Raw genomic sequence first — 24,735 nt, 5'->3', positions numbered from 1 at the left:
ATCACGCCTGCTTTATCGCGCCTCAGGTCGACGCGAGAATCAGCGTCCAGAACACCTTGTATTTGGTGTTGGGAGCATAACTCGCCGCGATGCCCAATTTTGTGACACCGTTCTTGAGCATATTCGCCTTGTGCGGCGGAGAGTCGCGCCAGCCGGAGAAGGCCTCCGCCAGGGTGTGGTAGCCGGCCGAGACATTTTCGACCGCAAGCGTCGCCGGATAGCCGGAGGCCCCGAGCCGTTTCTCCAGCGGCCCCTTCACATTGTGGTCCATCTTGTTGCGGGCCGCCATCGCCTGCGACTGCCGCTCGGCGAGCTTGGTCAGCTCGGGATCGACGACCACGGCCCCGAGGCCGTTATTCTGGCGGTATTGCGAAATCATGACCGCTGCAGCGACCGGATCGAGCGTGGCGCCGGGTTGGGCCATATCAAGATACATGGCCGGCTGATCCGGGATTTTGACGTCGGCCGAGCAGCCGGCAAGCAGCAAAAGCCCGATAATGGCGGTGGTCGCCCGTTTCACGGAAAGGAATCCCCCAAGGTTGGACGGCCGTTGTTGCATACCAACCGTGGCTGAATGGTGAACGGGGGGCTTAGTTGGATCGTCATTCCGGGCGATGCGGAGCATCGAACCCGGAATCTCGAGATTCCCCGGGGCGCAATTGCGCCCCTGAGGTCTGGTGCTAGCGCACCATCCCGGAATGACGACTTCGTCGTCAATCCTGCGCGGCAAAGATCCGGTAGCGGCGGGGCTGCAGGCCGATAATCTCGCCGGCCTGGAGTTCCCGGTCGCGGGGGGCGTCGATCTCGATCACGGTCTTGCCCTCGCCGCCCGTCAACGCCACCTCCGCCCGCTGGATCGGGCCGAATGAGCGGACATGGCGCACCGCGCCCTCCAGCGAGCCGGTTCCGGCCGGGCCGATCTGCATGTCATGGCGGCGGACGAACAGTTTTGAGGCGCCGGAGGCCGCACCATCGGCGGCGATGTTGAGCGGCCGGTCGCCGAGCCGTACCAAACCGCCTGTCACCTCCACCGGCAGCACGATGGATTCGCCGATGAAGCCGTGGACGAAGGCGGTGGCCGGGTTGTCATAGACCTCGCCGGGTGAGCCGATCTGCTCGATGCGGCCCTTGTCCATCACCACCACGCGGTTGGCGACTTCGAGCGCTTCTTCCTGATCATGGGTGACGAAGATCGAGGTGACGTGAATCTCATTGTGCAGGGAGCGCAGCCATTGCCGCAGCTCTTTGCGCACCTTGGCATCGAGCGCGCCGAAGGGCTCGTCGAGCAAGAGGATGCGCGGCTCGATCGCGAGCGCGCGTGCCAGCGCAATGCGCTGACGCTGGCCGCCGGAGAGCTGGCTCGGATAGCGGTTGGCCAGCCAATCGAGCTGCACGAGGTCGAGCAATTCCTTGACACGGGCGCGGATCGTGGCCTCGTCCTTGCGCACGGCGCGCGGCTGCACGCGCAGGCCGAAGGCGACGTTCTCGAACACCGTCATGTGGCGGAACAGCGCGTAGTGCTGAAAGACGAAGCCGACATGGCGCTCGCTGGCGCCGTGACCCAGCGCATCCTCGCCGTCGATCGTCACCTCGCCGGCATCCGGCCAGTCGAGGCCTGCGATGATGCGCAACAGCGTGGTCTTGCCTGAACCGGACGGGCCGAGCAGCGCCAGCAATTCGCCCTTGCCGACTTTCAGATCGACATTGTCGAGCGCGGCAAACGAGCCGAACTTCTTGACGATATTTTTGACTTCAATGGTCACTTGGCTCGTCCCTTGGAGGTTGTCCTTCGTCCAGGCGCTGTTCGAGCACGGTCTTCACGACCAGCGTGATCAGGGCCAGCATCGCCAGCAGCGAAGCAATCGCAAACGACGCCACGAATTGATATTCATTATAGAGGATCTCGACCAGCAGCGGCATGGTGTTGGTCTCGCCGCGGATATGGCCCGAGACCACCGACACCGCGCCAAACTCGCCCATGGCGCGCGCGTTGCACAGCAGTACGCCATACAGCAGGCCCCATTTGATATTGGGCAGAGTGACGCGGAAGAAGGTCTGCAGACCTGACGCACCGAGCGAGATCGCCGCCTCTTCCTCTTGCGTGCCCTGCTCCTGCATCAAAGGAATGAGCGAGCGGGCGACGAACGGGAACGTCACGAAGATCGTCGCCAGCGCAATGCCGGGCACGGCGAACAGGATCTGGACATTGTGCGCCTGCAGCCACGTGCCCCAATAGCCCTGCGCGCCGAACAGCAGCACGAAGACCAGACCCGAAATGACAGGGCTGACCGAGAACGGCAGATCGATCAGCGTGATCAGGAAGGTCTTGCCGGGAAATTCGAACTTGGCGATCGCCCAGGCCGCGATCACCCCGAACACCAGATTGAGCCCGACCGAGATCGCCGCCACCAGCAGCGTCAGCCTGATCGCCGAAAGCGCCTCCGGCTCGGCAAGCGCGGTGAAATAGGCGCTGATGCCCTTGGAAAAGGCCGATGCGAATACCACCACCAGCGGCAGCACGACGAAGATCGTCAGGAAGGAAATCGCCAGCGCAATGATGATGAAGCGGATCGGCCCGGGCTCGCTCCGCAGATCCTTGTTGGAGGCGACAGCCGCGCGGGCACGGGTGCTCGCCTCGCGCGCGGACGGCGGAGAAATGGCGAGATCTGCCGTGGAGCTATAGGCCTGCAACCGGGTCGCTGGCGTCACAAAGCTCGTTTGAGTCGACATCTCCAGGCCCTCAGTACGCGGGAACGCGGGTTTGCGCCCAGCGTTGCAGGCGATTGACGGCGAAGATGATCACGAACGCAGCCAGCAGCATGACGACGGCAATTGCCGTTGCATCGGCATAACGGAATTCGGAAAGCCGGATGACGATCAAGAGCGGCGCGATCTCCGACACGTTGGGCAGGTTGCCGGCGATGAAGATCACCGAGCCGTATTCGCCGACCGCGCGGGCGAACGCCAGCGCAAAGCCGGTCAATAGCGCCGGCATGAGACTTGGCAGGATCACCCTGAACACCGTGTGCCATCGGTTGGCGCCGAGGCTCGCGGCCGCCTCCTCGATTTCAGGGTCGAGATCGATCAGGACCGGCTGCACCGTCCGCACCACGAAGGGGATGCCGATGAAGACCATCGCCACGAAAATGCCGATCGGCGTGAACGCCACCTTGATGCCGAGTTCGGCCAGCGGCGCGCCCAACCAGCCCTTCTGCGCGAACAATTGCGTCAGTGCCACGCCGGCGACGGCCGTCGGCAGCGCAAAGGGAATGTCGACGATGGCGTCGAATATCCGCCGGCCTGGAAAGCGATACCGCACCAGCGCCCAAACGATGATGGTGCCCATCACCAGATTGACGCAGGCCGCGGCAAAGGAGAGGCCGAACGAAATCTTCAGCGCATTCAAGGTGCGGCGGCTGGTGAGGATTTCCCAGAATTGCCCCGGAGAAAGCTCAAGCGTCCTCAGAAAGAGGCCAGCGAGGGGAATCAATATAATGACGGAGAGCCATGTCAGGGTCAGGCCCATGGTAAGACCAAACCCGGGCAGGGTACTCCGCCGTGCGACCGCTGTGCTCACAAATCCCCCTGCTTCCGCTCCGGCCGCCCGTTCGCCAGATCAGTTCTTGTAAATCTGGTCGAAAATGCCGCCTTCGCCGAAGTGATCTTTCTGCGCCTTGGTCCAACCACCAAAAACGTCGTCGATCGTGAAAAGTTCGACCTTGGCGAAGGATTTTTCATATTCCTTCGCAATTTCCGAATCGCGCGGACGATAGGAATTGCGTGCGGCAATTTCCTGACCTTCCTTGGTATACCAATACTTCAGATAGGCCTCTGCGACGGCGCGGGTGCCCTTCTTATCGGCAACCTTGTCGACGATGGCCACCGGCGGCTCGGCAAGAATCGACAAAGGCGGCGCTACGATCTCGAACTTGTCCTTGCCGAATTCGCGCTGCGCCAGGAACGCCTCGTTCTCCCACGCCAGCAGCACGTCACCGACGCCGCGCTCGACGAAGGTCACCGTCGAGCCGCGCGCGCCGGTGTCGAGCACCGGCACGTTCTTGAAGAGATCACCGACGAATTTCTTCGCCTTGTCAGCGGAGCCGAATTTCTTTTCCGCAAAGCCCCACGCCGCCAGGTAATTCCAGCGCGCGCCGCCCGAAGTCTTCGGGTTCGGCGTGATCACCTGCACGCCGGGCTTGATCAGATCGTCCCAATCCTTGATGGCCTTGGGGTTGCCCTTGCGGACCAGGAACACAATCGTCGAAGTATAGGGCGCGGAATTGAGCGACAGACGCTTCTGCCAATCCGGCGCCACCAGACCCTTGGCGGCGATGGCGTCGATGTCATAGGCCAGCGCCAGTGTCACGACATCCGCCTGCAGGCCGTCGATCACCGATCGCGCCTGCGAGCCCGAACCGCCATGCGACTGCTTGATCTCGACGCTCTTGCCGGTTTCCTTTTGATAGGCCGCGACGAACGCCTTGTTGAAATCGGCATAGAGCTCGCGCGTCGGATCGTAGGATACGTTGAGCAGTGTAACGTCGGCAGCGAAAGCCGAACTCGCCCAGAGCAATCCAGCAACGAGGGGCAGAATGCGACGGATCATCATCGATCTCCATTCGGCTCGATGAAACATATCATCAAAGCGGGAGCGCATAAGTCGCGACGAAAGGTCGCTTAGTCAATGAAACCGCGTTTCATAGTTTTTGGTTCCGCAGCTTCATTGTCCTATCAAGACCGGACTCTACGAAGTTTTCATCGTGTGGATGCCGCATTCCGTCTTGGCTCTGCCGCGCCAGCGGCCAGCACGCGCGTCCTCGTCCGCCGCGGCGCGGCTCGAGCACGGCATGCAGCCGACCGAGAGGTAGCCCGAGGCGACCAGCGGATGCGGCGGCAGTTTGGCAAGCTTGTAGATCGCCTCGATCTCTTCACGCGACACGTTGGCGAACGGGTTGAACTTCAGCCGCGCGCCGTCCTCCTCGACGACGGGAATCTCGGCGCGCGCGCCGCCCTGAAAACGCTTGCGCCCGTTGATCCAGGCCGAGAACGGCTTGAGCGCCCGCGCCAGCGGCTCAACCTTACGGATACGGCAGCAGGCGTCGGGATCGGTAAACCACAATTCGCGATCGGGATCCTGCCGCGAGATCGCTTCTTCCAGCGGCTTGATTGAACGGACATCGCGAAGGCCAAGCGCAGCGATCAGCGTGTCGCGATAGGCGAGCGTCTCTTCGAACAGCCAACCGGTATCGAGGAAGATCACGGGAATGGCGGGATCGACGTCCGCCATCACCTTGAGTAGCGCCGCCGATTCCGTGCCGAATGACGACACCAGCGCAAGCTGCTCGCGGCCGACGGCCTTCAGCGCGGCTTCAATGACCTGCGCCGGCGAAGCGTCACGCAGGGCATGGTCGAGCGTCTGCGCCGATCGAAGGATCGTCGCTTCAGCGGTGACGGCGGGCTGCGAAATCGTGGTCACTGGCCGGCACTCTCCGAATGACGCAACTGCATCCGCCGATTGAGGGCGGTGACGCGACCGTCGCCGGTCGGCTGATAGAACACCGAATACCGCTTCATCGTCTCGGCGAAAGCGTCGGCGTCGGCATCCTTCTTCACCTCGAACGCATCGAAGCCGGCGCGCGACATGAATACGAACTGATCACGCAGGATCTGGCCGGTGGCGCGCAGCTCGCCGTCATAGCCGTGGCGTTCGCGCAAGAGGCGCGCCTGGCTATAGGCGCGGCCATCGCGGAAGGTCGGGAACACCAGTGCGACAGCGGCCAGGCGGTCGAGATAGGGTACGAGATCGTCGACGGCGCGACTGTTCGGCCAGATCACGCCGGTCTTGCCGGCGCGCTTCAGAATGGCTTCCGGATCCTCCAGAAACCGCGCTGCTGAAATCAGGATCGCGCCGTCGCCCGGCAATTCGGCGCCGTCGGCAACATGGACGAACAGATCGGTGGTGATTCTTCCCTGCTTAACGAGTGGCATAGACCCGCTCCTTGAATGGCTCGACGCCCAGGCGCTTCACCGTATCGACGAACAGCTCCTCGGGACGGTCGCGCAGCGCGAGATAGGCTTCGACAATGTCTTCGATCACGTCGGCAACTTCCGCATAGGGAACGGCTGGACCGATCAGGACGCCCATCTGCGCGTTCTCGTCGGCACGGCCGCCGATAGTGATCTGGTAAAATTCCTCGCCGTTCTTCTCGACGCCGAGAATGCCGATATGGCCGACATGGTGATGGCCGCAGGCATTGATGCAGCCGGAGATGTTGATGTGCAGCCGGCCGATCATGTCGGCGGTATCGTGGTTGGCGAAACGCCGGGTCAACTCCTGCGCGATCGGGATCGAGCGCGCATTGGCGAGCGAGCAATAATCCAGCCCCGGGCAGGCGATGATGTCGGTGACCAGATTGACGTTCGGCGTGGCGAGCCCGAGCCGGTCGAGCGCCCTCCAGAGCTGAGGCAGGTCGCGCTTGGCGACGTGCGGCAGCGCCAGGTTCTGCTCGTGGCCGACGCGGATTTCGCCGAATGAATATTTGTCGGCGAGATCGGCGACCGCGTCCATCTGGTCGGCGGTGGCGTCGCCGGGCGGGCCGCCCACCGGCTTCAGCGACAGCGTCACGATCGAATAACCCTGCACCTTGTGCGGAGCCACCGAGTTCTTGCGCCAGCGCTCGAACAGCGGGTCAGCCGCGGCCTGCTTCAGCTCGTCCGGCATGTGCGGCAGCTTTTCATAGGCTGGATAGGAGAAGCGCGAGCGCACCTCCTCGATCGCCGAATGGTCGAGCGTCAGCCCGACATCGCCCATCAGCTTCCATTCCTCCTCGACCTCACGCGCGAATTTTTCGATGCCGAGCTCGTGGACGAGGATCTTGATGCGGGCCTTGTAGATGTTGTCGCGGCGGCCGTACTGGTTGTAGACGCGCAGGATCGCCTCGACATAACTCAGGATGTCGCGACCGTGCACGAACGGCTTGATGGTCTTGGCGATGAACGGCGTGCGGCCGAGGCCGCCGCCGACCAGCACCTCAAAACCGGTTTCGCCGTCGGCGTTCTTGTGCAGGCGCAAGCCGATGTCGTGGATCTTGATCGCGGCGCGGTCGTGCTCGGATGCGGTGATCGCAATCTTGAACTTGCGCGGCAGGAACGAGAATTCCGGATGCAGCGTAGTGTGCTGGCGCAGGATTTCCGACCAGATGCGCGGGTCCTCGACCTCGCCGGGCGCGACGCCGGCCCATTGGTCCGAGGTGACATTGCGCATGTTGTTGCCGGAAGTCTGCATCGCGTGGATGCCGACCTCGGCGAGCTCAGCCAGCGCATCGGGCAGCTCGGCCAGCTTGATCCAGTTGTACTGGATGTTCTGCCGCGTGGTGAAATGACCGTAACCGCGATCATAGCGGCGGGCGACATGCGCGAGCCGGCGCAATTGCTTCGATGACAGCGTGCCATAGGGGATCGCGACGCGGAACATGTAGGCGTGCAATTGCAGGTACACGCCGTTCTGCAGCCGCAGGATCTTGAATTCGTCCTCGGTCAGCTCGCCGGTGAGGCGGCGCTTCACCTGATCGCGGAATTCCGAAACGCGCTCGTTGATGAGCGTGCGGTCGAGTTCGTCATATGCATACATGATGGGTCAGCCTCAGGCCGGAAGAAGGTCGATGGTGAGGCCCTTCGACCGGATGTGTTCACGGAGGTTGCCGGGCTTGATCACCCCGCCCTCCTTGATTTCGACCGGCGCGATATAGGCGCCGACCGCACCGACGTCATCGGCGACGCCTTCGGCAAGCAATGCGCGCGCATCATCCGAGGTACCGACGATCGCGGCATCGGCCAGCGCCGTCGACCAGCCCCGATCTGCGGTCCGGTAGACCACGGCGCCATCCCAGGTACGGTTGGCGGTCACCACCGACGGCCCGGTAATTCTGATTTTCTTCTGTTCGAGCGGAGAGGTCATTCGGCAGCTTCCAGCAGTTTGGAGAGGACTTGGTTGAGATTTGACTGACGCCACGGCGCGGAATGCGCGACGACGTCGCCGATGATGAGGATGGCGGGACCGCCATCGATTTTTTCGACCAGCGCGGGCAGGTTTTCCAACGTCCCGACCACGGCCTGCGCATCCGGTCGCGTCACCCGCGCGAACACGCCGACCGGCGTTTGCGGCAACCGGCCGGCAGCCAGCAGGCCGGCGCGGACCGATGGTGCGGCGGTCATGCCCATATAGACCACGATGGTCATCTTCTTGTCTGTCAGCACCGACCAGTCGACGGTCTCGGCGTCCTTGGCCTTGTGCGCGGTCAGGAAGGTGATGCGCAGCGCTTCGTGGCGATAGGTGAGCGGCGCCTCGAATTGCGCGGCGGCGCCAAGGCCGGCGGTAATGCCCGGCACCACCGAATAGGTAACGCCGGCTGCGCGCAGCACTTCGATTTCCTCGCCACCGCGGCCGAAGATGAAGGGATCGCCGCCCTTCAGCCGCACCACGCGCTGTCCTGCCTTCGCGGCGTCAATCAGCAATTTGTTGATCGCATCCTGGCCGATGCCGGGCTTGCCGACCCGGCGGCCGACCGGAATGCGCGAGGCATCGCGGCGGATGCGGTCGAGAACTTCCGGCGACACCAGCTCGTCGTAGAAAACGACGTCGGCGTCCTGCAGCGCCCGCAACGCCTTGATGGTGAGCAGATCAGGATCGCCCGGACCCGCGCCGACCAGCGTCACCCTGCCCTCGGCCTTGCCATCCTTGCTCGCGCCGGCGAACGCGGAAGGATCGGCGATTTCGTTCAGTGCCTTTTCAGCCTCGTCCTTGCGCCCTGCAAGAACCAATGCGCCGATCGGACCGTCGATCACGCGCTCCCAGAAGCGCCGGCGCAGCGGAAATTCGGGAATGCGCGCATGCATCGATTTGCGAAAGCTGCCGATGAAGGCGGCGAGATCGCCAATGCGCGCCGGCAGCACCGCTTCGATGCGCTCGCGCACACGGCGCGCGACCACCGGCGACGATCCGCCGGTGCCGACGGCAACGACGACGTCGCCGCGATCGACGATCGCCGGAAAGATGAAAGTGGAATGCACGAGATCGTCCATCACGTTGACGGGCAGGCCGACCGCCTTCGCGCGCACCGACATCGCAATGCCGATGTCGCCGGCGCCGGCGCAGAGAATCGCGATGATGCCGGAGAGATCGGCTGACAGCGGATCGCCGGAAGCCAGCTCTATCCGCCCGGCGTCATTGGCGTCGAGACCGGCCAGATCATGATTGCCGTCGGTCGCATACCAGCGGACCCGCGCGCCCGCCGACACCAGCAGGCGCAATTTTGCGCGCACGAGGTCCCCCGCTCCAACGAGCAGCACCTTGCCGCTTTGCAGATCCAGAAACACAGGCAGGTAGCGCATCAGACACTCGCTTTCCCCAATTGGGGGGTTGACTGAAATTATTTTCTATTTATGTCTCGATCAAGGGCCGCAAAGAGAAAATTATTTCTTCTCTATTGCGGCGCAACTTTAGAATTTTTCCACTCCCAAGTCCAAGGCCCAGAGATGCATCTTCTCAACCCCGAATCCAGCGGACACAGGTTGCAGTCCGCAGCCCTGCACGAAGCATCATCTGTGCCGAAAATTTTTCCCGGCGAGATGCTGCCGCCGCCCTCGATGGACCATCTCGACGAGCTTGAGGCGCAGAGCATCTATATCCTGCGGGAAGCGTTCGCGCGGCTGAAGAAGCTCGCGCTGCTGTGGTCGCTTGGGAAAGACTCTAACGTCATGATCTGGCTGGCGCGCAAGGCCTTCTTCGGCCGCGTGCCGTTCCCGGCGCTCCATGTCGACACCGGCAAGAAGTTTCCGGAGATGTATGCGTTCCGCGACCGCTTCGGGAAGGAGTGGGACCTCGATCTCAAGATTGAACCCTGCCCGCCGATCGACGCCGTCGATCCGACCTTGCCGCCGGCCGCGCGATCTGCCGCCCGCAAGACCGAAGGGCTAAAGTGGGCGCTTAACAAATACGGCTTCGATGGATTAATCGCCGGCATTCGTCGCGACGAAGAAGCCACCCGCGCCAAGGAGCGCGTGTTCTCGCCGCGCGGGCTCGAAGGCGGCTGGGACGTCCGCGATCAGCCCCCGGAATTCTGGGATCAGTTCAACGCCTCGGTGCCGCAAGGCGCACATCTGCGCATCCACCCGATCCTGCATTGGACCGAGGCCGACATCTGGGCCTACACCAAGCGCGAGAACATTCCGATCATTCCGCTGTACCTCTCGAAGGAGGGTAAGCGCTACCGTTCGCTCGGTGACGCCGACATCACCTTCCCCGTCACTTCCACCGCCTCCAGCATTGACGAGATCCTGACCGAGCTCGACGGCACCAAGGTGCCGGAGCGCGCAGGCCGCGCGCTGGATCATGAAACCGAAGATGCATTCGAGCGGCTGCGCGTCGCCGGCTATCTCTAACGGACACCTGGTGTGAGCGTCGCTATGAACATGATCCTTCCCGCCAGCGTTTCGGCAACCCCGAACGGCACCACGCGTCCGCAGGTGCGCATCGTCATCGTCGGCCATGTCGATCACGGCAAATCCACGTTGGTCGGACGGCTGCTGCATGAGACCGGCAGCCTGCCCGAGGGCAAGCTGGAAATGCTGAAGGCGGTCAGCGCGCGGCGCGGCATGCCGTTCGAATGGTCGTTCCTGCTCGATGCGCTGCAGACCGAGCGCGACCAGGGCATCACCATCGACACCACGCAAATCCGCTTCCGCACCCGCTCGCGCGACGTCGTGCTGATCGACGCGCCCGGCCACGCCGAATTCCTGCGCAACATGATCACCGGCGCTTCGCAGGCCGACGGCGCCGTGCTGATCATCGACGCGCTGGAAGGCGTGCGCGACCAGACAAGGCGGCACGGCTATCTGCTGCATCTGCTCGGCATCAAGCAGGTCGCGGTTGTCGTCAACAAGATGGACCGGGTGGACTTCGGCGCGGATCGCTTCAAGGAGATCAGCGACGAGATTTCGGCGCATCTGATCGGCCTCGGCGTAACGCCGTCGGCAATCATTCCGATTTCCGCGCGCGATGGTGACGGCGTTGCCGAACATACGCCAAGGATCGGCTGGTATCAGGGCCCGACTGTGGTCGAAGCCATCGATGCGCTCGAACCGGCGCGGCCGCTGGAGCAGCTTGCGCTGCGCCTGCCCGTGCAGGCGATCTACAAATTCGATGACCGCCGCATCGTGGCGGGCCGTATTGAGTCCGGACATTTGTGCGCAGGCGACGAAATCGTCATCATGCCCGCCGGCAAGATTGCGAAGATCAAAACCGTCGAGAGCTGGCCGGTGACGCCGCTGAAGGGCAGCCACGGCGCCGGCCGTTCGGTCGGCATCACGCTCGACCGCGAATTGTTCGTCGAGCGCGGCGATGTCATTGCGCACGCCGGCGCCACACCGCGCGACACGCGGCGGATTCGCGCGCGCATCTTCTGGCTGCACGACAAGCCGTTGTCGAAGGGCGATCAGATCCTGATCCGCCTCGGCACACGGGAAACCCGCGCCAGCGTGGTCGCAATCGAAAAGGCGGTCGATCCCGGCGAGCTCTCCAATGAGGAAACCAAGGCGATCGCGCGCAATCACGTTGGCGAAATCGATATCTCGCTGGCGCAGCCGATCGCGGCCGATCCCTATCAGGACAATCCGCGCACCGGCCGGCTGGTGATCGAGGTCAACGGCCGCATCGCCGGCGGCGGCCTCGTGCTGTCGGTCGACGCCGGGCAGCGCGCTGTCCCGATCGACATCGTGCCGGTCGAATCCGCGCTGCGTCCCGAAGAGCGTTCGGCGCGCTACCATCACAACGGCGCGGTGATCTGGCTGACCGGCCTGCCGGGCTCAGGCAAATCCACGCTCGCCCGTGCGCTGGAGCGGCGGCTGTTCTCGCGCGGCGGCTCGCCGATCCTGCTGGATGGCGATACCTTGCGGGCCGGGCTCAATAACGATCTCGGCTTCTCTCCGCAGGACCGCAGCGAAAACATTCGCCGCCTCGCTGAGGTCGCGACCCATCTCGCGCGCAACGGCCATGTTGCGATTGTCGCCGCAGTTTCGCCTGCGATCGCGGACCGCGCCGCGGCACGCCGCATCGCCGACACCATGTTCCGCGAAGTGCATGTCGCCGCACCCGCCGAGGTGTGCGAAAGCCGCGATCCCAAGGGTCACTATGCCAAGGCCCGCTCCGGCGCGCTGCCGTCGTTCACCGGGATCACCAACGATTACCAGCCGCCGACCGCCTGCGAGTTGAGGATCGATACGTCGATCCGCTCGGTTGCGGACGCGACGGAGGAGATCGAGCGGATGCTTGGGGAGACCGGCATCCTGTTCGACGAATTGGTGGATCTGGCGGCCAACATCTAGGAGCGTTTTCAAGCGAAGTGGAGCCCGGTTCGCGTGAAGAAAACGCGACCAAATAAGGCCCTTCGACTCCTTTTTAGGCACTTCTCATCGACCCGGCTTTAGGGCTAAAAGGGCGGCCAACGCCGCCCCTTTGGCGCGTTTTTTGCTGTTTTGGCCTGAAAACAGCCTGCAAACGCCATTTCTTTTGAGAAAGCCCATCATGAAGCGTGTCGATACCCACGGATTGAAGATCGCCCCTGTCCTGTTCGAGTTCATCGCCAAGGAGGCGACCCCCAAAACCGGGATTTCGCCCGACGCGTTCTGGGCCGGTGTCGCTGCCATCATCAAAAAGCTGGGGCCGAAGAATCGCGAGCTGCTCGCCTTCCGCGACGCGCTGCAGGCCAAGATCGACGGCTGGCATCGCGCCCACAAGGGCAAGGCGTTCGACATGGCCGCCTATACCGCCTTCCTGAAGGAGATCGGCTATCTCCTGCCCGAGCCGGCCACGCAGAAGGTCGAGACATCCAACGTCGACGAGGAAATCGGCAAGATCTGCGGACCGCAGCTCGTCGTTCCCCTGACCAACGCCCGCTACGCGCTGAACGCGGCGAATGCGCGCTGGGGCTCGCTCTATGACGCCTTCTACGGCACCGACGCGATCCCGCATGATCCGAGCGAGAGCGGTAAGGGTTACAACAAGGCGCGCGGCGACAAGGTGATCGCCAAGGCAAAAGCCTTCCTCGACGCCGCCGTGCCGCTCGCGACCGGCAGCCACACCGACGTGACGTCGTATAGCGTCATCGCCGGCCAGCTCGCCGTGAAGCTGAAGAGCGGCAATGCCACTGCGCTGAAAACGGCTGCGCAGTTCGCCGGCTTCCAGGGCGATGCCGCGTCACCGAGCGCGGTGCTGCTGGTCAACAACGGCATGCATGTCGAAGTGAAGATCGACCGCAACCACGTCATCGGCAAGGACGATCCGGCTGGCGTTGCCGACATGATCCTGGAATCGGCGGTCTCGACCATTCTCGACATGGAAGACTCGGTTGCCGCCGTCGATGCCGAGGACAAAGTGCTGGTCTATCGCAACACGCTCGGCCTGATGAACGGCACGCTCTCGGCCGATTTCGAAAAGGGCGGCAAGACGCTGAAGCGTTCTCTCAACCCCGACCGCACCTACAAGACGCCCGACGGCAAGGACATCACGCTGCACGGCCGCAGCCTCCTGTTGATGCGCAATGTCGGCCATCACATGTTCACCGACGCCGTGCTCGACGAGAAGGGCGAGGAGATTCCGGAGGGCCTGCTCGATGCCGCGGTCGCCGGCCTGCTCGCGATCCACGACCTCAAGGGCAATTCGAAAACGAAGAACAGCCGCACCGGCTCGGTCTATATCGTCAAGCCGAAGATGCACGGTCCGGACGAGGTCGCGCTTACCTGCGAGTTGTTCGGCGAAGTCGAGAAGCTACTCGGCCTGCCTGACAATACCATGAAGGTTGGCATCATGGACGAGGAGCGCCGCACCACGGTCAACCTCAAGGCCTGCATCCAGAATGCGTCGAAGCGCATCTGCTTCATCAACACCGGCTTCCTCGACCGCACCGGCGACGAAATCCATACCTCGATGGAAGCGGGTCCGATGATCCGCAAGAACGACATGAAGGCGCAGCCCTGGATCAAGGCCTATGAAGACTGGAACGTCGACATGGGCCTGATCGACGGCCTGCCCGGCCATGCCCAGATCGGCAAGGGCATGTGGGCGGCGCCCGACAAAATGGCCGACATGCTGACCCAGAAGCTCGGCCATCCGCAGGCCGGCGCCACCACCGCCTGGGTGCCGTCGCCGACCGCGGCCACCTTGCACGCCCTGCATTATCACCAGGTCAACGTGATCGCGCGCCAGCAGGAACTCGCCAAGGGTGGCCAGCGCGCAAAACTCTCCGACATCCTCACTATTCCGGTGTCGCAGTCGAACTGGGCGCCCGATGATGTGAAGCAGGAGATCGACAACAACTGCCAGGGCATCCTCGGTTATGTCGTGCGCTGGATCGACCAGGGCGTCGGCTGTTCCAAGGTGCCGGATATTCACGACGTCGGTCTGATGGAAGATCGCGCCACCTTGCGCATTTCGAGTCAGCATCTGGCCAACTGGCTGGCGCATGGCGTCGTCAGCAAGGACCAGGTGATGGAGTCGCTGAAGCGCATGGCGGTCGTGGTCGACAAGCAGAACGCCGGCGATCCACTCTACAAGCCGATGGCGCCTTCGTTCGACGGCGTCGCGTTCCAGGCCGCCTGCGACCTCGTCTTCAAGGGCCGCGAGCAGCCGAACGGCTACACTGAATACATCCTCACCGCGCGCCGCCGCGAAGCAAAGGCGGCAGGCTGATCAGCGCGACGTTTTCGAAAGCCCCGGCAAATGCCGGGGCTTTTTCATTGCACTGCTCCGTGGGCAAGCAACCCGCCGATCCTGAATCGCATCACGGCGCGATTTGCGACGGGTGACTTGCGCGGACACTCAACCTGAGGCAGTATTTGAAGCACCCGGTGTCCGAAGGACGCGGCATTCCCATTATTGATTTTGGCTGCGCTGATTTTCAAAATTGTTTTTCCGGGGGCAATCCATGTCCAAGCGCATCATCCTGTTGTCGGATGGCACCGGCAATTCGGCCGCCAGGGTCTGGAAGTCCAACGTCTGGCGCGTGTTCGAGAGCCTTGATCTCAGGGGAAACGATCAGGTCGCCTTTTACGATGACGGCGTCGGCACCTCATCTTTCAAGCCGCTTGCGATCTTGGGCGGCGTGTTCGGATGGGGCCTCAAGCGCAACGTTCTCGACATCTATAAATTCCTTTGCGCAAACTACCAGCCGGGCGATCAGATATTCGGCTTCGGCTTCAGCCGCGGCGCTTTCACCATGCGCGTCGTCATCGGCCTGGTATTGCACCAGGGGCTCGTCACTGGGGCGACCAAGGCCGAGCTCTACGAAAAGGCGGCGATGGCCTATCGCGCCTATCGTGCCGAGCGCTTCCATACGTTCCTGCGCCTTGAGTGGCCATTTCGGAAGCTTCGCGACGCGGTCCTCTATTTGGCGGGTAAACGCTACGACAAGGCGCAGAACCGCCCTGTTGAACGCATCGACTTCGTGGGTGTCTGGGACACGGTCGCTGCCTATGGATTACCGATCGATGAGATGGCGCGCGGCGTCAGCCAGTATATCTGGCCGCTTGAACTGCCCGATCGAAGCTTCGACCCCAGGATCCAGCGCGCCTGCCACGCCCTGTCGCTTGACGACGAGCGGACGACATTCCATCCCGTGCTCTGGAACGAGCAAGGCGTGCCGCGCGAGCGTCTAAGCCAGGTGTGGTTTGCTGGCGTCCATTCCAACGTCGGCGGCGGCTACCCTGACGACTCGCTTGCCTATATTCCGCTCTATTGGATGATGCGGGAGGCCCAGTCGCTCGGCCTGCAGTTCAAGACCATTCCGAGCCAGCCGACCAATCCCGATCCCGACATGATGGTCTATGCAGAATGGCGCCGCGACAAGGACGGCCGGCTGTACGATTCCCGCAACGGGCTCGGTGGTTACTACCGTTATGGTCCGCGACGGATCGAGGACCTGAGTCATATGCGGTTCTCACTTCGCGAGGGCGATCGCGTCGACAACAATCCGCCAACCATTCACGAGACGGCGATCATCCGAGCGCAGAAGGGCGCTCATCGATATGCGCCGATCGGTATCCCGCAGCGGTATGACCTCCTTACCGACGCCGGCATCCAGCCGCAGGCAAAACTGGAGACCCAGGCGCAGGCGGCGGCGCGATGCGACATGCAGGAGCAAATCTGGAACGACGTCTGGCGGCGGCGCATCATCTACTTTGTTACCGTGTTCGCTTCGCTCTATATCGCGATCTATCCGCTCTCGCGGATCATCCCCAGTTCGGGCGAGTTCACCAGTCCGCTAAGCTTGGTATCCGGGGCCATCAGAGCTGTCGGTCATGTTCTGCCGGGGGGCCTTGCGCTGTGGATTAATGCCTATGCGCGCGATCCCAGTCATTTTCTGATGCTCGGATTGCTCGTCATTTTTCTGATCTGGCTTGGCGTCAGGCTCGGAAGAAAAATCGAAGACAGAATGGAGCGTGTCTGGCGCTCTGCTCCGACGCCAGTTCCGTCAAAGTTCGGGATCGCTTGTGGTGTCATCAGTCTTGTGGTCATCGCCTATCTCATTGGACACGCCCATCTTCCGGCCTGGATACGCCTGCCCGGAAGCGGAGAGCAATTTCTGGCCGCTCACATCAGCCACTCGGTCGCCGCTATCATGGTGGCAACCTGGATCGCGCTGTTCACCCCAAATGGTATGGTCTACCACCTGCGCACGTGGCGGCCATACCGAGCAACGGTTCGCGGCCTGAAGCTCTTCATACTGCCGTTGGTGTTTGCCTGCAGCTTTATTGTGCTTGCTGTCCTGTTCGGCAGCCATCTTGTTTTCAGCTTCGAGGAAGCCAGCGGAAGGGTCTGCAGCCAGAGCGACAATATCACGAACGCCATTGCCCGCGGCGCTAGGGTTACGGATCAAGGTCTGGGCGCCTGTGTTTCTCCCGGCATTGCCTCCTGTCCAAAACCGGGTGACCCACCGAAATGCAGCAACGGCCGCGACGTGTTTTGCGGAGAAGGCCAACCCATCTGTGACTCCATGCGCAAGCCCAACTGCGACGATCGCAGGGCCAACTGCAGTTACGACATGCCGGTGTGCCGGGTTGCCAATCCGCCCGAACCTGGCAAGCCGCCCTCAACGCGTATTGCCAATGTCGCCACCTGTCCCTTTACCTGCGAAATAGGTCCGGTCGGCGAAAAGCGGAAGCAGCTGGATATTCGCGAGGTCTGCCACGCGACGGGCATCTGGCTCGAGCAGGGTCAGAAATACACCATCACCGTGACGCCACCCGATCCGAAGGACAGTGATCACGCCTGGCGAGACGGCGACGGCACCATTGTCAGCACCCGCGGCAGGTTGAATTCGGGTTTTGTCACCAAGGTGAAGGAGGCGATCAAATGGCCCCTCAAGCGTCACCTGTTCGTTGAGCCGTTCAAGGTCATCGCGCGCGTCGGATCGATCGGAAGTGACGAGCGCGTGCTGGAACCTGACGAGGATACCCGGACCAACAGGCTCGACGTTCAGATCATTCCCAAGCGAAGCGGAGAACTGTTCCTGTACGCCAACGATGCGGTGTGGGGATGGCCGGGAAAGCGCAACTATTTCTACGAAGACAATTCCGGCAAGGCCACGATAAGCGTGCAACGCGCCCGGCAGCCTAACTGAGGGGTTTTCGATCAGCGAGCCACGATGCCGCATCGGTTTAGGAGGAACGCTGGAGCTTCTTGTCCGTTGTTGGACATCCCGACATGGAAGGAGACAGCGATGGATTGGAACAGGGTCGAAGGCAACTGGAAACAGTTCAAGGGTTCCGCCAAGGAGAAGTGGGGCAAGCTCACCGATGACGATCTCAACGTCATCGAGGGCCGCCGCGAACAACTCGAAGGCAAGCTGCAGCAGCGCTACGGCTTTGCGAAGGACCAGATCCGCAAGGACGTGGACGACTGGTTCAGCACCTTGAAGTAAGTTGGTATTCGAAATGAAAGCCCCGGCTCGATGCCGGGGCTTTTTCGTTACGACGTTCCGCTGCGGGCAAGTCCGCCGCGCACACCCTAGACCGTGATGTATCTCAACAGCGAGATCACGCCGAGGATGATCACGACGACGCGTGCGATCTGCTTGGCGCGGCCGTCGAGCGGCAGGAGGTTGATGAGATAGAGGACGAGGATAACAACCAGAAACGTGATGAGGATACTGATCAGCATGTGGCCCCCTTCGGCGCTCGTATGAGTGCGCTGGTAGTATTTTGTTAACGTGAATGAGAGCGGCGAGTTCCAGGCAAGGAACTACCCGCCACACGAAAAATGGCAGTCTTTTCAAGGATCCTCGTATTTCTACGCGGATATAACTGGCCAAACCATTTACCGTTCTCCCCCCAAATGACCGGGCGCTTTGGGGGAGCATCATGTTGAACCGTCTGACCGTATCCGCGCTGCTGAAGACCGTCATCCTCGTCACCTCCTTCTGCGTGGTGGTCGGATTTTCGCTCAATGCCTGGGATTCCTGGGGCCGCCTGCAGGCGGCAAGCCGCATTGCGGTGATCGCGGACGCCTCCGCGAACATCTTCAAGGCGATGCATAATCTGCGCACCGACCGCTCCACGACCAATCGGCTGCTGAACTCCGACGCGCCGATGGACGCCGATATCGAAAAATATCTGCGCAACATCCGCGACACCGAGATGCCGGCGATGAGCAACGCACTTGGCCTCCTCGGCAGCGTGGAATTCGCGCAAGCGCAAACGCTCGTCCCGGAGTTCGACCGCCTGTACAAGACGATGACCGCGCTGCAGAAGGAATTCTGGGACGCCGTGGCCAAGCCGAAGGCACAGCGCCGGCCCGAACTGGCCAAGGAGTACTTTGCTGCCGCCAGCACCATGCTGGAGACGCTGGAGAAGCTTTCGGGAGCCCTTAGCGCCGCCGTCAATCACCAGGACGCGACCATCGACCAGTTGCTGGCGATCAAGCAGATCGCCTGGCTGCTGCGCAACACCGCGGGCGAAGCCTCGCTGATCGTTTCGACCGGGCTCAGCACCGGAAAGGTCTCGCCCGAGGCGAGCCTTGCCTACACGAAATACTCCGGCGGTATCGACGCCGCGTGGAGCGCGCTGCAACTCACCGCGTCGGGAATGCAGTTGCCGCCGGCGATCTCAAGCGCGATCGCCGCGACCAAGACCGCCTATTTCGAGCCGTCCTATCTCAGCCTGCGCGACCGGCTGCTGGCGCAGATCGTAGCCGGCGAGAAGCCGGAACTGACCGCCAACCAGTGGACCCCGGTCACGGTCGGGCGGCTCTCTGCCGCCGTCAATGTTGCCGAAGCCGCGCTCGACGCCGCCAAGGATCACGCCGCGCATTTGTACGCTACCGCCCGCCGCTCGCTGACGATGCAGCTCGTATTGCTGATCGGCGCACTCGCACTGGCCTTCGGCGCCCAGGTGATCGTCGCCCGCCGCGCCATCAAGCCGTTGCACATCATGCGCGACTCCATGCTGAAGGTCGCCGCCGGCGATCTCCACGTCGATACCGGCTACGCCGCGCGCCAGGACGAAATCGGCGCGCTGGCCGGCGCGCTGGAGACGTTCAAGCAGCAGGCCGCCGACAAGGCCCGGATCGAGGCACAAGAGCGCGAGCGCAACGCCGGCGCCATGGCGCGGCAACAGGCGATCGAGAGCTATGTCGGCGAGTTCGAGGGCATGGTGCGCCAGACGCTCAGCCAGCTCGGCGATGCCTCCGGCCAGATGCGAACCACCTCGTCCGGCCTCTCGACCATCTCGCGCCAGACCAACGAGCGCGTCCAGGTCGCCGAGAAAGCTTCCGGCGAGGCCTCAATGAGCGTCGAGACGGTTGCGGCGGCTTCCGAAGAGCTGAGCGCCTCGATCAACGACATCAGCCAGCAGGCGGCGCACGCCGCCGGTATCGCCAGCCGCGCGGTCGGCCAGGCACGCGATACCGACGGCACCGTCCAGGGGCTTGCCCAATCGGCGGGACGGATCGGCGAGGTGATCGGCCTGATCAACACCATCGCCGCGCAGACCAACCTGCTCGCGCTCAACGCCACCATCGAGGCCGCGCGCGCCGGTGAGGCCGGCCGCGGCTTTGCGGTGGTCGCCTCCGAAGTCAAATCGCTGGCGAGCCAGACCGCGAAGGCGACCGAGGAGATTTCCGAGCAGATCTCGGACATCCAGCGGGTCGCCGGCGAGGCCATCGACGCCATCAAGGGCATCGGCAGCATCATCGGCGAAGTCAACGAGGTCGCGACCGCGATTGCCGCCGCCGTGCAGCAACAGGGCGCCGCGACGCAGGAGATCACGCGCTCGACCCAGTTTGCCGCGCAGGGCACCAAGAACGTGTCCGACAACATCAACGGCGTGAAGGCCGATGCCGACGCGGCGGCAGCCGCTGCCGAGGATGTGAAGCACGCGTCCCAGACGCTGGAGACGCAGAGCCAGCAACTCGGCAATCAGGTCACCGAATTCCTCGGCAAGATCCGCGCGGCTTAACCGCTCGTCATGCCCCGGGCTTGACAGACTGTAGACTTCTCACTCCCGCGCCACGATAGGCACGCGGTCATACTTGGCGCGCACCTTTTTAGAGGCCGGTGAGAAGTTCACTTCGGCGCCGCGCCTGTCGCCACTGCGGCCGGCGACCAGCAGGCCGTTTTCGCCGGCGACGATGTCGCCCTTGCGCAGCGTCGGATCGTTCTCGACCTTTACCTGCGCCAGCCCGACCGGGTCCTTGCCGTTGCAGGTGCAGCCGTTGACGAGCTCGTTGCGATAGCGGAATGCGTTCGGCAGATCGGAATAGGATTTGCCGTTGTCGGTGGTCGCCTCGTCGATGCTGCTGCCATAGAACAGCTTGGTCTCGCTCGCCGGGCAGAAGCTGTTGCAGGCCGTGGCGCGGCTGGCATTGTCGGACGCCGGAAGCGGGAAATAACGGCCGTCGCAAGTCCGCACGCAATAGGCCTGGCTGCCGCCGCCTCCGCTGTACCTCGCCCGTCCCTCGCCGCGCGGCGCGTATACGCGGCCATCTTCATTGGGGAACGGCATCTGGACATAGGGTTGGTGGCGCTGGCGGCCGAAGCCGCCAAACAATTGCGAGAAGAAGTCCTGGGCCTGCGCGGCAGGCGCCAGCGCGGACGCGCAAACCACCGCGGCTGCTCCCCACGCTGCCAGTTTTCCAGGTCGCATCAATCTTCTCCTCCTATCCAACACAACGCATCCGCTCAGTAGAGCTGCGCCGCCGTCAGGTTCATGGCCTGACGCCCCGAAGGCGGCGCGATCCCAAGGGGCCGTGGCTGCACGCCGGCCGGACGAACCGTCCTGCCATCTCCGCCGCGCGCCATGACCGGCGCGTTCTTCGGCAGCACCACGACTTTCGTTCCGACATTGACGCGGCTGAACAGGTCGGTGATGTCCTCATTGGTCAGGCGGATGCAGCCCGACGAGACGAATTTTCCGATCGTCGAGGGATCGTTGGTGCCGTGAATGCGGTATTGGCTGGTGCCGAGATACATCGCCCGCGCGCCGAGCGGATTGCCGGGGCCGCCGGCCATGAAGCGCGGCAGATAGGGCTGGCGCGCGATCATCTCCGCCGGGGGATGCCAGTCCGGCCATTCTGCCTTGCGGCTGACCGTCTGCACGCCGGACCAGGTAAAGCCTTCGCGGCCGACGCCGACGCCATACCTGATGGCCCGGCCCTGGCCGAGCACATAATAGAGTGTGGTGTTGCCGGTATCGATGATGATCGTGCCCGGCGCTTCCGTCGTCCCAAAGGCGACGACGGCACGGCGAAGCCGCTCGGGCGTCGCGCCTTCGTCAGACCCTATCACCTCATCGGTGGGATATGCACTCGGCTGGGCATAGCTAAACGTCTGCGCATTCGCGGCGCTCAAGACCACTAACGATGTCAGCAAAGCGCTGATGAGGACGAGCGCGCTTGCCACGCGCGACGAAAGTCGGCGGTCGGAAGACTGTGTCATGGGACTGCCCCGCGGGGTATGTGCATCGCTGGATGCTCTGCCAAACAAAACGCAGCTACAGGCCGGCAGTTCCTTTGCGGCTGTCCGGCGCGACATCGGGCGCATCTTGCGCGTTGGAACCCGTGCCGCCGCGCCACGTTATGACCGCGGTTCGTTTTGCGACGTTGCTTTTTGCCGTGTCATCGCCGCTTCGGGCGAGGGAAAACCATTGTGAGCGTCATTCCCCCCAAGCCTTCGCCCACCAAGCCCTCCTCCGCCAAGCCTTTGGCCGCCAAATCTACACCGACCAAACCTCCGCCCGGAGAACGCAAGCTTCCGCACGAGGGCGAGCCGGTGCCGGACAGCAAAGCCGAGTCGCCGCCGGTCATTCGCCGCACGGAAGTGGTGGCGATCGCCCTCGTCGGCCTCTTGATCATCTGCGTCATCACCGGGCTTTATCTCGCCAAGGCGTTCTTTCTGCCGGTCACGATGGCCTTCATCGTCGGCACCATGCTGTCGCCGGCGGCCAGTCTCCTCGAGCGTTTCCGCATTCCGCGAGCCGTCGCAGCCGTCGTGATCGTGGCCGTCGGCAGCGCCGCGGTCGCCTTCATGGTCGGCCTGATCGCTTCGCCCGCGGTGGAATGGAGCGGCAAGCTGCCTGAGCTGGGGTCGGCGCTGAGGGAGAAGCTGCACGTGTTCGACCGTCCGCTCGCACTCTGGCAGGAATTGCAGAGCATGCTCGGCGGCCCCGGCACGCTCACGACATTCCATCTGCCCAAGATCGACTGGGTGCAGCCCACATTGGAGTTTCTGTCGCCGACCTTTGCCGAGTTCCTGCTCTTCATGGCAACCCTGATCCTGTTCATCGCGAGCTGGCGGGACCTGCGCCGGGCCCTGATCATGAATTTCGGCGAGCGCGAGTGGCGGCTGCGGACGCTGCGGATCCTCAACGAGATTGAGGACCATCTCGGCGGCTACCTGCTGATGGTGACCATGATCAATGTCGGCGTTGGCATCGCCACTGGCCTGATTTGCGCGATCACGGGCATGCCCAATCCGGCCAGCCTCGGCGCGCTGGCCGCGATTCTCAATTTCATTCCGATCATCGGCCCGGTGGCGATGTTCGCCGTCCTGGTCGTGGTCGGTCTCGTCGCGTTCCCGACCATCAGCGCCGGCCTGCTGGCGCCGACAATGTTTGCGGCGATGACCTTCCTGGAGGGCCATTTCCTGACGCCGATGATCGTCGGACGCCGGCTGGCCCTGAACGCGCTCGCCGTTTTCATCGTGCTCGCCTTCTGGACCTGGCTGTGGGGCCCGATGGGCGCATTCCTGTCGTCGCCGCTTCTGATCGTCGCGCTGATCGTGAAGGAGCATTTGATGCCGCCCGATTCCCCGCAATTGCCGGAGGATTAACCGGTTTCGTCTCGGGAACTTCCGATCAGACGGTGCGTTTGTTCCGCAGCTAAATTCAGCACCGGGGAGCTTTCGATGTCTGACGCCGCCACGAAAAATCTCACGGACAAAGCAACCTATGAACGCCTGGAAAAGGATGTAGTCGCCGTGAAAAACGATATCGCAGCCCTGACCGAGCAGATCACCGACGCGCTGAACAGTTTTGCCGGCACCGCCACCAAGCAGGCCCGGCGCGGCTACAAGCAGGCGCGCGCCAATGCGGAGCAGGCGGTCGAGGACATGTCGGAGCGCGGCAGCGCGATGATGGATGCCGCCCATGACGCGGCGTCCTCGATCGAGGAGACGCTGGAGGACGCCATCACGCAGCGGCCGCTGGCGACCGTCGCCTTGGCGCTGGGTATCGGCTTTCTGATCGGCGTGACCTGGCGAAGGTGATTCTGGCGCAGGTGAATCCAGCGCAGGGCGGCGCGCACGGGAGAGCCATCCCTTGCATCGTCGTAGCGGTTGCACGGCGCTGCTTGTTTTGTTGAAGCTATTTTCGGATTGAGGCGCGCCATGTTTCAACGATTCATCGATGATTTCAAGGAATCGACCGCCACGGTGGTGCGACTGACGTCGCTGGCGGCGGCGGCGGCGATGGCGTTGCTGGTCACGACCGCCTTTCTCTGCGCGGCGGCTTTCGTGTTCGTGTTGCAAAATTATGGTCCCGTGCAAGCCTGCCTGACCGGGGCCGCCATCTTCTTCGTGGTCGCCATGATCGCTGGCGGCTGCTACATGATGCGCAAGCGGCAGATCGAGGCGCGCGCCGAACAGGCGGCGAAGGCCGCGAAGTCCACCGCGCAGACCGTGCTCTCCGATCCGGCGATGGTTGCGATGGGCATCCAGGTGATCCGCGCCATCGGCGTCAAGCGGCTGATCCCGATTCTCGCCGTCGGCGGACTGGCGCTGGGATTTCTGGCAAGCCGCGCCAACACAAGCAACAGCGAGGCGCCGGCGGAGTAGCGGGTCCGGACTCCGTGACGGCGAAGCAACCAGCATGCCGCGGCCTCTCGACGTCATTCGAGCGAAGCGAAACAATCCATAGCGCCGCGCGCGGATAGCTGGATTGCTTCGCTGAGCCTGTCATCGGGCGGCGCTTCGCGCCGACCCGTTGGCTCGCAAGGACGTGGATATAGTTTCGCGATCTCGGGACATGTTATGCCCGAGGTTTGCAGCTCTTCATCGCCCGCTTGTTCAGAGCAACTGTGCTGGAAGTAGCCCGGTGATCGGCCGGCCTCAAGGCTGGCGCTGGCGCGCCCCCGCCTACGGCGGCTGCGGCCTTGACCCCGCCCGTTCACCGGTCTGTCGGCTTTGCAAGCGC

At 63.1% G+C, this 24,735-nt stretch carries 22 protein-coding genes; 9 read left to right on the top strand and 13 right to left on the bottom strand.

Going from position 1 to position 24,735, the window contains the following annotated elements; genetic code table 11:
* Positions 1-22: 22 nt before the first annotated feature.
* From AC0QUY_RS17310 to cysG, 10 genes are all read right to left on the bottom strand, one after another.
* Positions 23-559: a CAP domain-containing protein gene (locus AC0QUY_RS17310; protein ID WP_161850200.1), complete on the bottom strand. Its 537-nt coding sequence runs from the start codon at positions 557-559 to the stop codon at positions 23-25.
* A gap of 154 nt (positions 560-713) precedes the next feature.
* Positions 714-1,763: a sulfate/molybdate ABC transporter ATP-binding protein gene (locus tag AC0QUY_RS17305; RefSeq protein WP_161850201.1), complete on the bottom strand. Its 1,050-nt coding sequence runs from the start codon at positions 1,761-1,763 to the stop codon at positions 714-716.
* The gene (gene cysW / locus AC0QUY_RS17300; RefSeq protein ID WP_475387693.1) at positions 1,753-2,730 is read right to left on the bottom strand and encodes a sulfate ABC transporter permease subunit CysW; all 978 of its coding nucleotides are present in this window, start codon (positions 2,728-2,730) and stop codon (positions 1,753-1,755) included. The genes AC0QUY_RS17305 and cysW overlap by 11 nt, the downstream gene beginning before the upstream one ends.
* Before the next feature lie 10 nt (positions 2,731-2,740).
* The gene (gene cysT / locus AC0QUY_RS17295) at positions 2,741-3,547 is read right to left on the bottom strand and encodes a sulfate ABC transporter permease subunit CysT (RefSeq protein WP_475387817.1); all 807 of its coding nucleotides are present in this window, start codon (positions 3,545-3,547) and stop codon (positions 2,741-2,743) included.
* Between the two features lie 69 nt (positions 3,548-3,616).
* The gene (locus AC0QUY_RS17290) at positions 3,617-4,606 is read right to left on the bottom strand and encodes a sulfate ABC transporter substrate-binding protein (RefSeq protein ID WP_161850203.1); all 990 of its coding nucleotides are present in this window, start codon (positions 4,604-4,606) and stop codon (positions 3,617-3,619) included.
* A 138-nt stretch (positions 4,607-4,744) separates the two neighbouring features.
* Complete coding sequence (locus AC0QUY_RS17285; RefSeq protein ID WP_475387816.1) at positions 4,745-5,467, bottom strand: phosphoadenylyl-sulfate reductase; 723 nt, start codon at positions 5,465-5,467, stop codon at positions 4,745-4,747.
* A 5-nt stretch (positions 5,468-5,472) separates the two neighbouring features.
* Positions 5,473-5,988, bottom strand: a complete 516-nt coding sequence (locus AC0QUY_RS17280) for a DUF934 domain-containing protein (protein ID WP_475387692.1) — start codon at positions 5,986-5,988, stop codon at positions 5,473-5,475.
* Positions 5,975-7,630, bottom strand: coding sequence for a nitrite/sulfite reductase (locus AC0QUY_RS17275; protein ID WP_475387691.1), 1,656 nt, complete (start codon positions 7,628-7,630; stop codon positions 5,975-5,977). Before AC0QUY_RS17275 ends, AC0QUY_RS17280 begins: the two co-directional genes overlap by 14 nt.
* Positions 7,631-7,642: 12 nt before the next feature.
* Complete coding sequence (locus AC0QUY_RS17270) at positions 7,643-7,957, bottom strand: DUF2849 domain-containing protein (RefSeq protein ID WP_161850207.1); 315 nt, start codon at positions 7,955-7,957, stop codon at positions 7,643-7,645.
* Positions 7,954-9,390, bottom strand: a complete 1,437-nt coding sequence (gene cysG / locus AC0QUY_RS17265; RefSeq protein WP_475387690.1) for a siroheme synthase CysG — start codon at positions 9,388-9,390, stop codon at positions 7,954-7,956. Before cysG ends, AC0QUY_RS17270 begins: the two co-directional genes overlap by 4 nt.
* Before the next feature lie 255 nt (positions 9,391-9,645).
* Between cysG and cysD the strand changes: the two genes are divergently transcribed.
* The 5 genes from cysD (at position 9,646) to AC0QUY_RS17240 (ending at position 17,972) form a co-directional block, all read left to right on the top strand.
* Complete coding sequence (gene cysD / locus AC0QUY_RS17260) at positions 9,646-10,440, top strand: sulfate adenylyltransferase subunit CysD (protein WP_161856236.1); 795 nt, start codon at positions 9,646-9,648, stop codon at positions 10,438-10,440.
* Between the two features lie 24 nt (positions 10,441-10,464).
* A complete protein-coding gene (gene cysC, locus AC0QUY_RS17255) occupies positions 10,465-12,381 on the top strand; it encodes an adenylyl-sulfate kinase (RefSeq protein WP_475387689.1) in 1,917 nt (638 codons plus the stop codon).
* A 199-nt stretch (positions 12,382-12,580) separates the two neighbouring features.
* Positions 12,581-14,743, top strand: a complete 2,163-nt coding sequence (locus AC0QUY_RS17250) for a malate synthase G (protein ID WP_475387688.1) — start codon at positions 12,581-12,583, stop codon at positions 14,741-14,743.
* A gap of 235 nt (positions 14,744-14,978) precedes the next feature.
* On the top strand, positions 14,979-17,672 hold the full coding sequence (locus tag AC0QUY_RS17245) for a DUF2235 domain-containing protein (protein ID WP_475387687.1): 2,694 nt from the start codon (positions 14,979-14,981) through the stop codon (positions 17,670-17,672).
* 99 nt (positions 17,673-17,771) lie between these two features.
* Positions 17,772-17,972 carry a CsbD family protein gene (locus AC0QUY_RS17240; protein ID WP_057837434.1) on the top strand — a complete coding sequence of 67 codons (201 nt, stop codon included), beginning with the start codon at positions 17,772-17,774 and terminating at the stop codon, positions 17,970-17,972.
* A gap of 86 nt (positions 17,973-18,058) precedes the next feature.
* Here AC0QUY_RS17240 and AC0QUY_RS17235 read toward each other — a convergent pair whose 3' ends face one another.
* Positions 18,059-18,211: a Thivi_2564 family membrane protein gene (locus AC0QUY_RS17235; RefSeq protein ID WP_475387686.1), complete on the bottom strand. Its 153-nt coding sequence runs from the start codon at positions 18,209-18,211 to the stop codon at positions 18,059-18,061.
* A gap of 200 nt (positions 18,212-18,411) precedes the next feature.
* On the opposite strand from AC0QUY_RS17235, the gene AC0QUY_RS17230 reads away from it, so the two are divergent.
* Positions 18,412-20,505 (top strand): methyl-accepting chemotaxis protein, encoded by a 2,094-nt coding sequence (locus AC0QUY_RS17230; protein WP_475387685.1) that lies wholly within the window; start codon positions 18,412-18,414, stop codon positions 20,503-20,505.
* A gap of 39 nt (positions 20,506-20,544) precedes the next feature.
* Here AC0QUY_RS17230 and AC0QUY_RS17225 read toward each other — a convergent pair whose 3' ends face one another.
* The gene (locus tag AC0QUY_RS17225; RefSeq protein WP_475387684.1) at positions 20,545-21,192 is read right to left on the bottom strand and encodes a DUF2865 domain-containing protein; all 648 of its coding nucleotides are present in this window, start codon (positions 21,190-21,192) and stop codon (positions 20,545-20,547) included.
* A 35-nt stretch (positions 21,193-21,227) separates the two neighbouring features.
* The gene (locus AC0QUY_RS17220; protein ID WP_475387683.1) at positions 21,228-21,983 is read right to left on the bottom strand and encodes a L,D-transpeptidase; all 756 of its coding nucleotides are present in this window, start codon (positions 21,981-21,983) and stop codon (positions 21,228-21,230) included.
* 264 nt (positions 21,984-22,247) lie between these two features.
* On the opposite strand from AC0QUY_RS17220, the gene AC0QUY_RS17215 reads away from it, so the two are divergent.
* The 3 genes from AC0QUY_RS17215 (at position 22,248) to AC0QUY_RS17205 (ending at position 24,377) form a co-directional block, all read left to right on the top strand.
* On the top strand, positions 22,248-23,375 hold the full coding sequence (locus AC0QUY_RS17215) for an AI-2E family transporter (protein WP_475387815.1): 1,128 nt from the start codon (positions 22,248-22,250) through the stop codon (positions 23,373-23,375).
* A 75-nt stretch (positions 23,376-23,450) separates the two neighbouring features.
* Positions 23,451-23,810 (top strand): ElaB/YgaM/YqjD family protein, encoded by a 360-nt coding sequence (locus tag AC0QUY_RS17210; RefSeq protein ID WP_161850218.1) that lies wholly within the window; start codon positions 23,451-23,453, stop codon positions 23,808-23,810.
* A gap of 120 nt (positions 23,811-23,930) precedes the next feature.
* A complete protein-coding gene (locus AC0QUY_RS17205) occupies positions 23,931-24,377 on the top strand; it encodes a hypothetical protein (RefSeq protein ID WP_475387682.1) in 447 nt (148 codons plus the stop codon).
* Positions 24,378-24,735: the final 358 nt, after the last annotated feature.

The sequence above is a fragment of the Bradyrhizobium sp. WYCCWR15520 genome, from assembly GCF_056174665.1.
The sequence above is the reverse complement of the archived record's forward strand: the minus strand, read 5'-3'. Positions and strand labels throughout refer to the sequence as shown.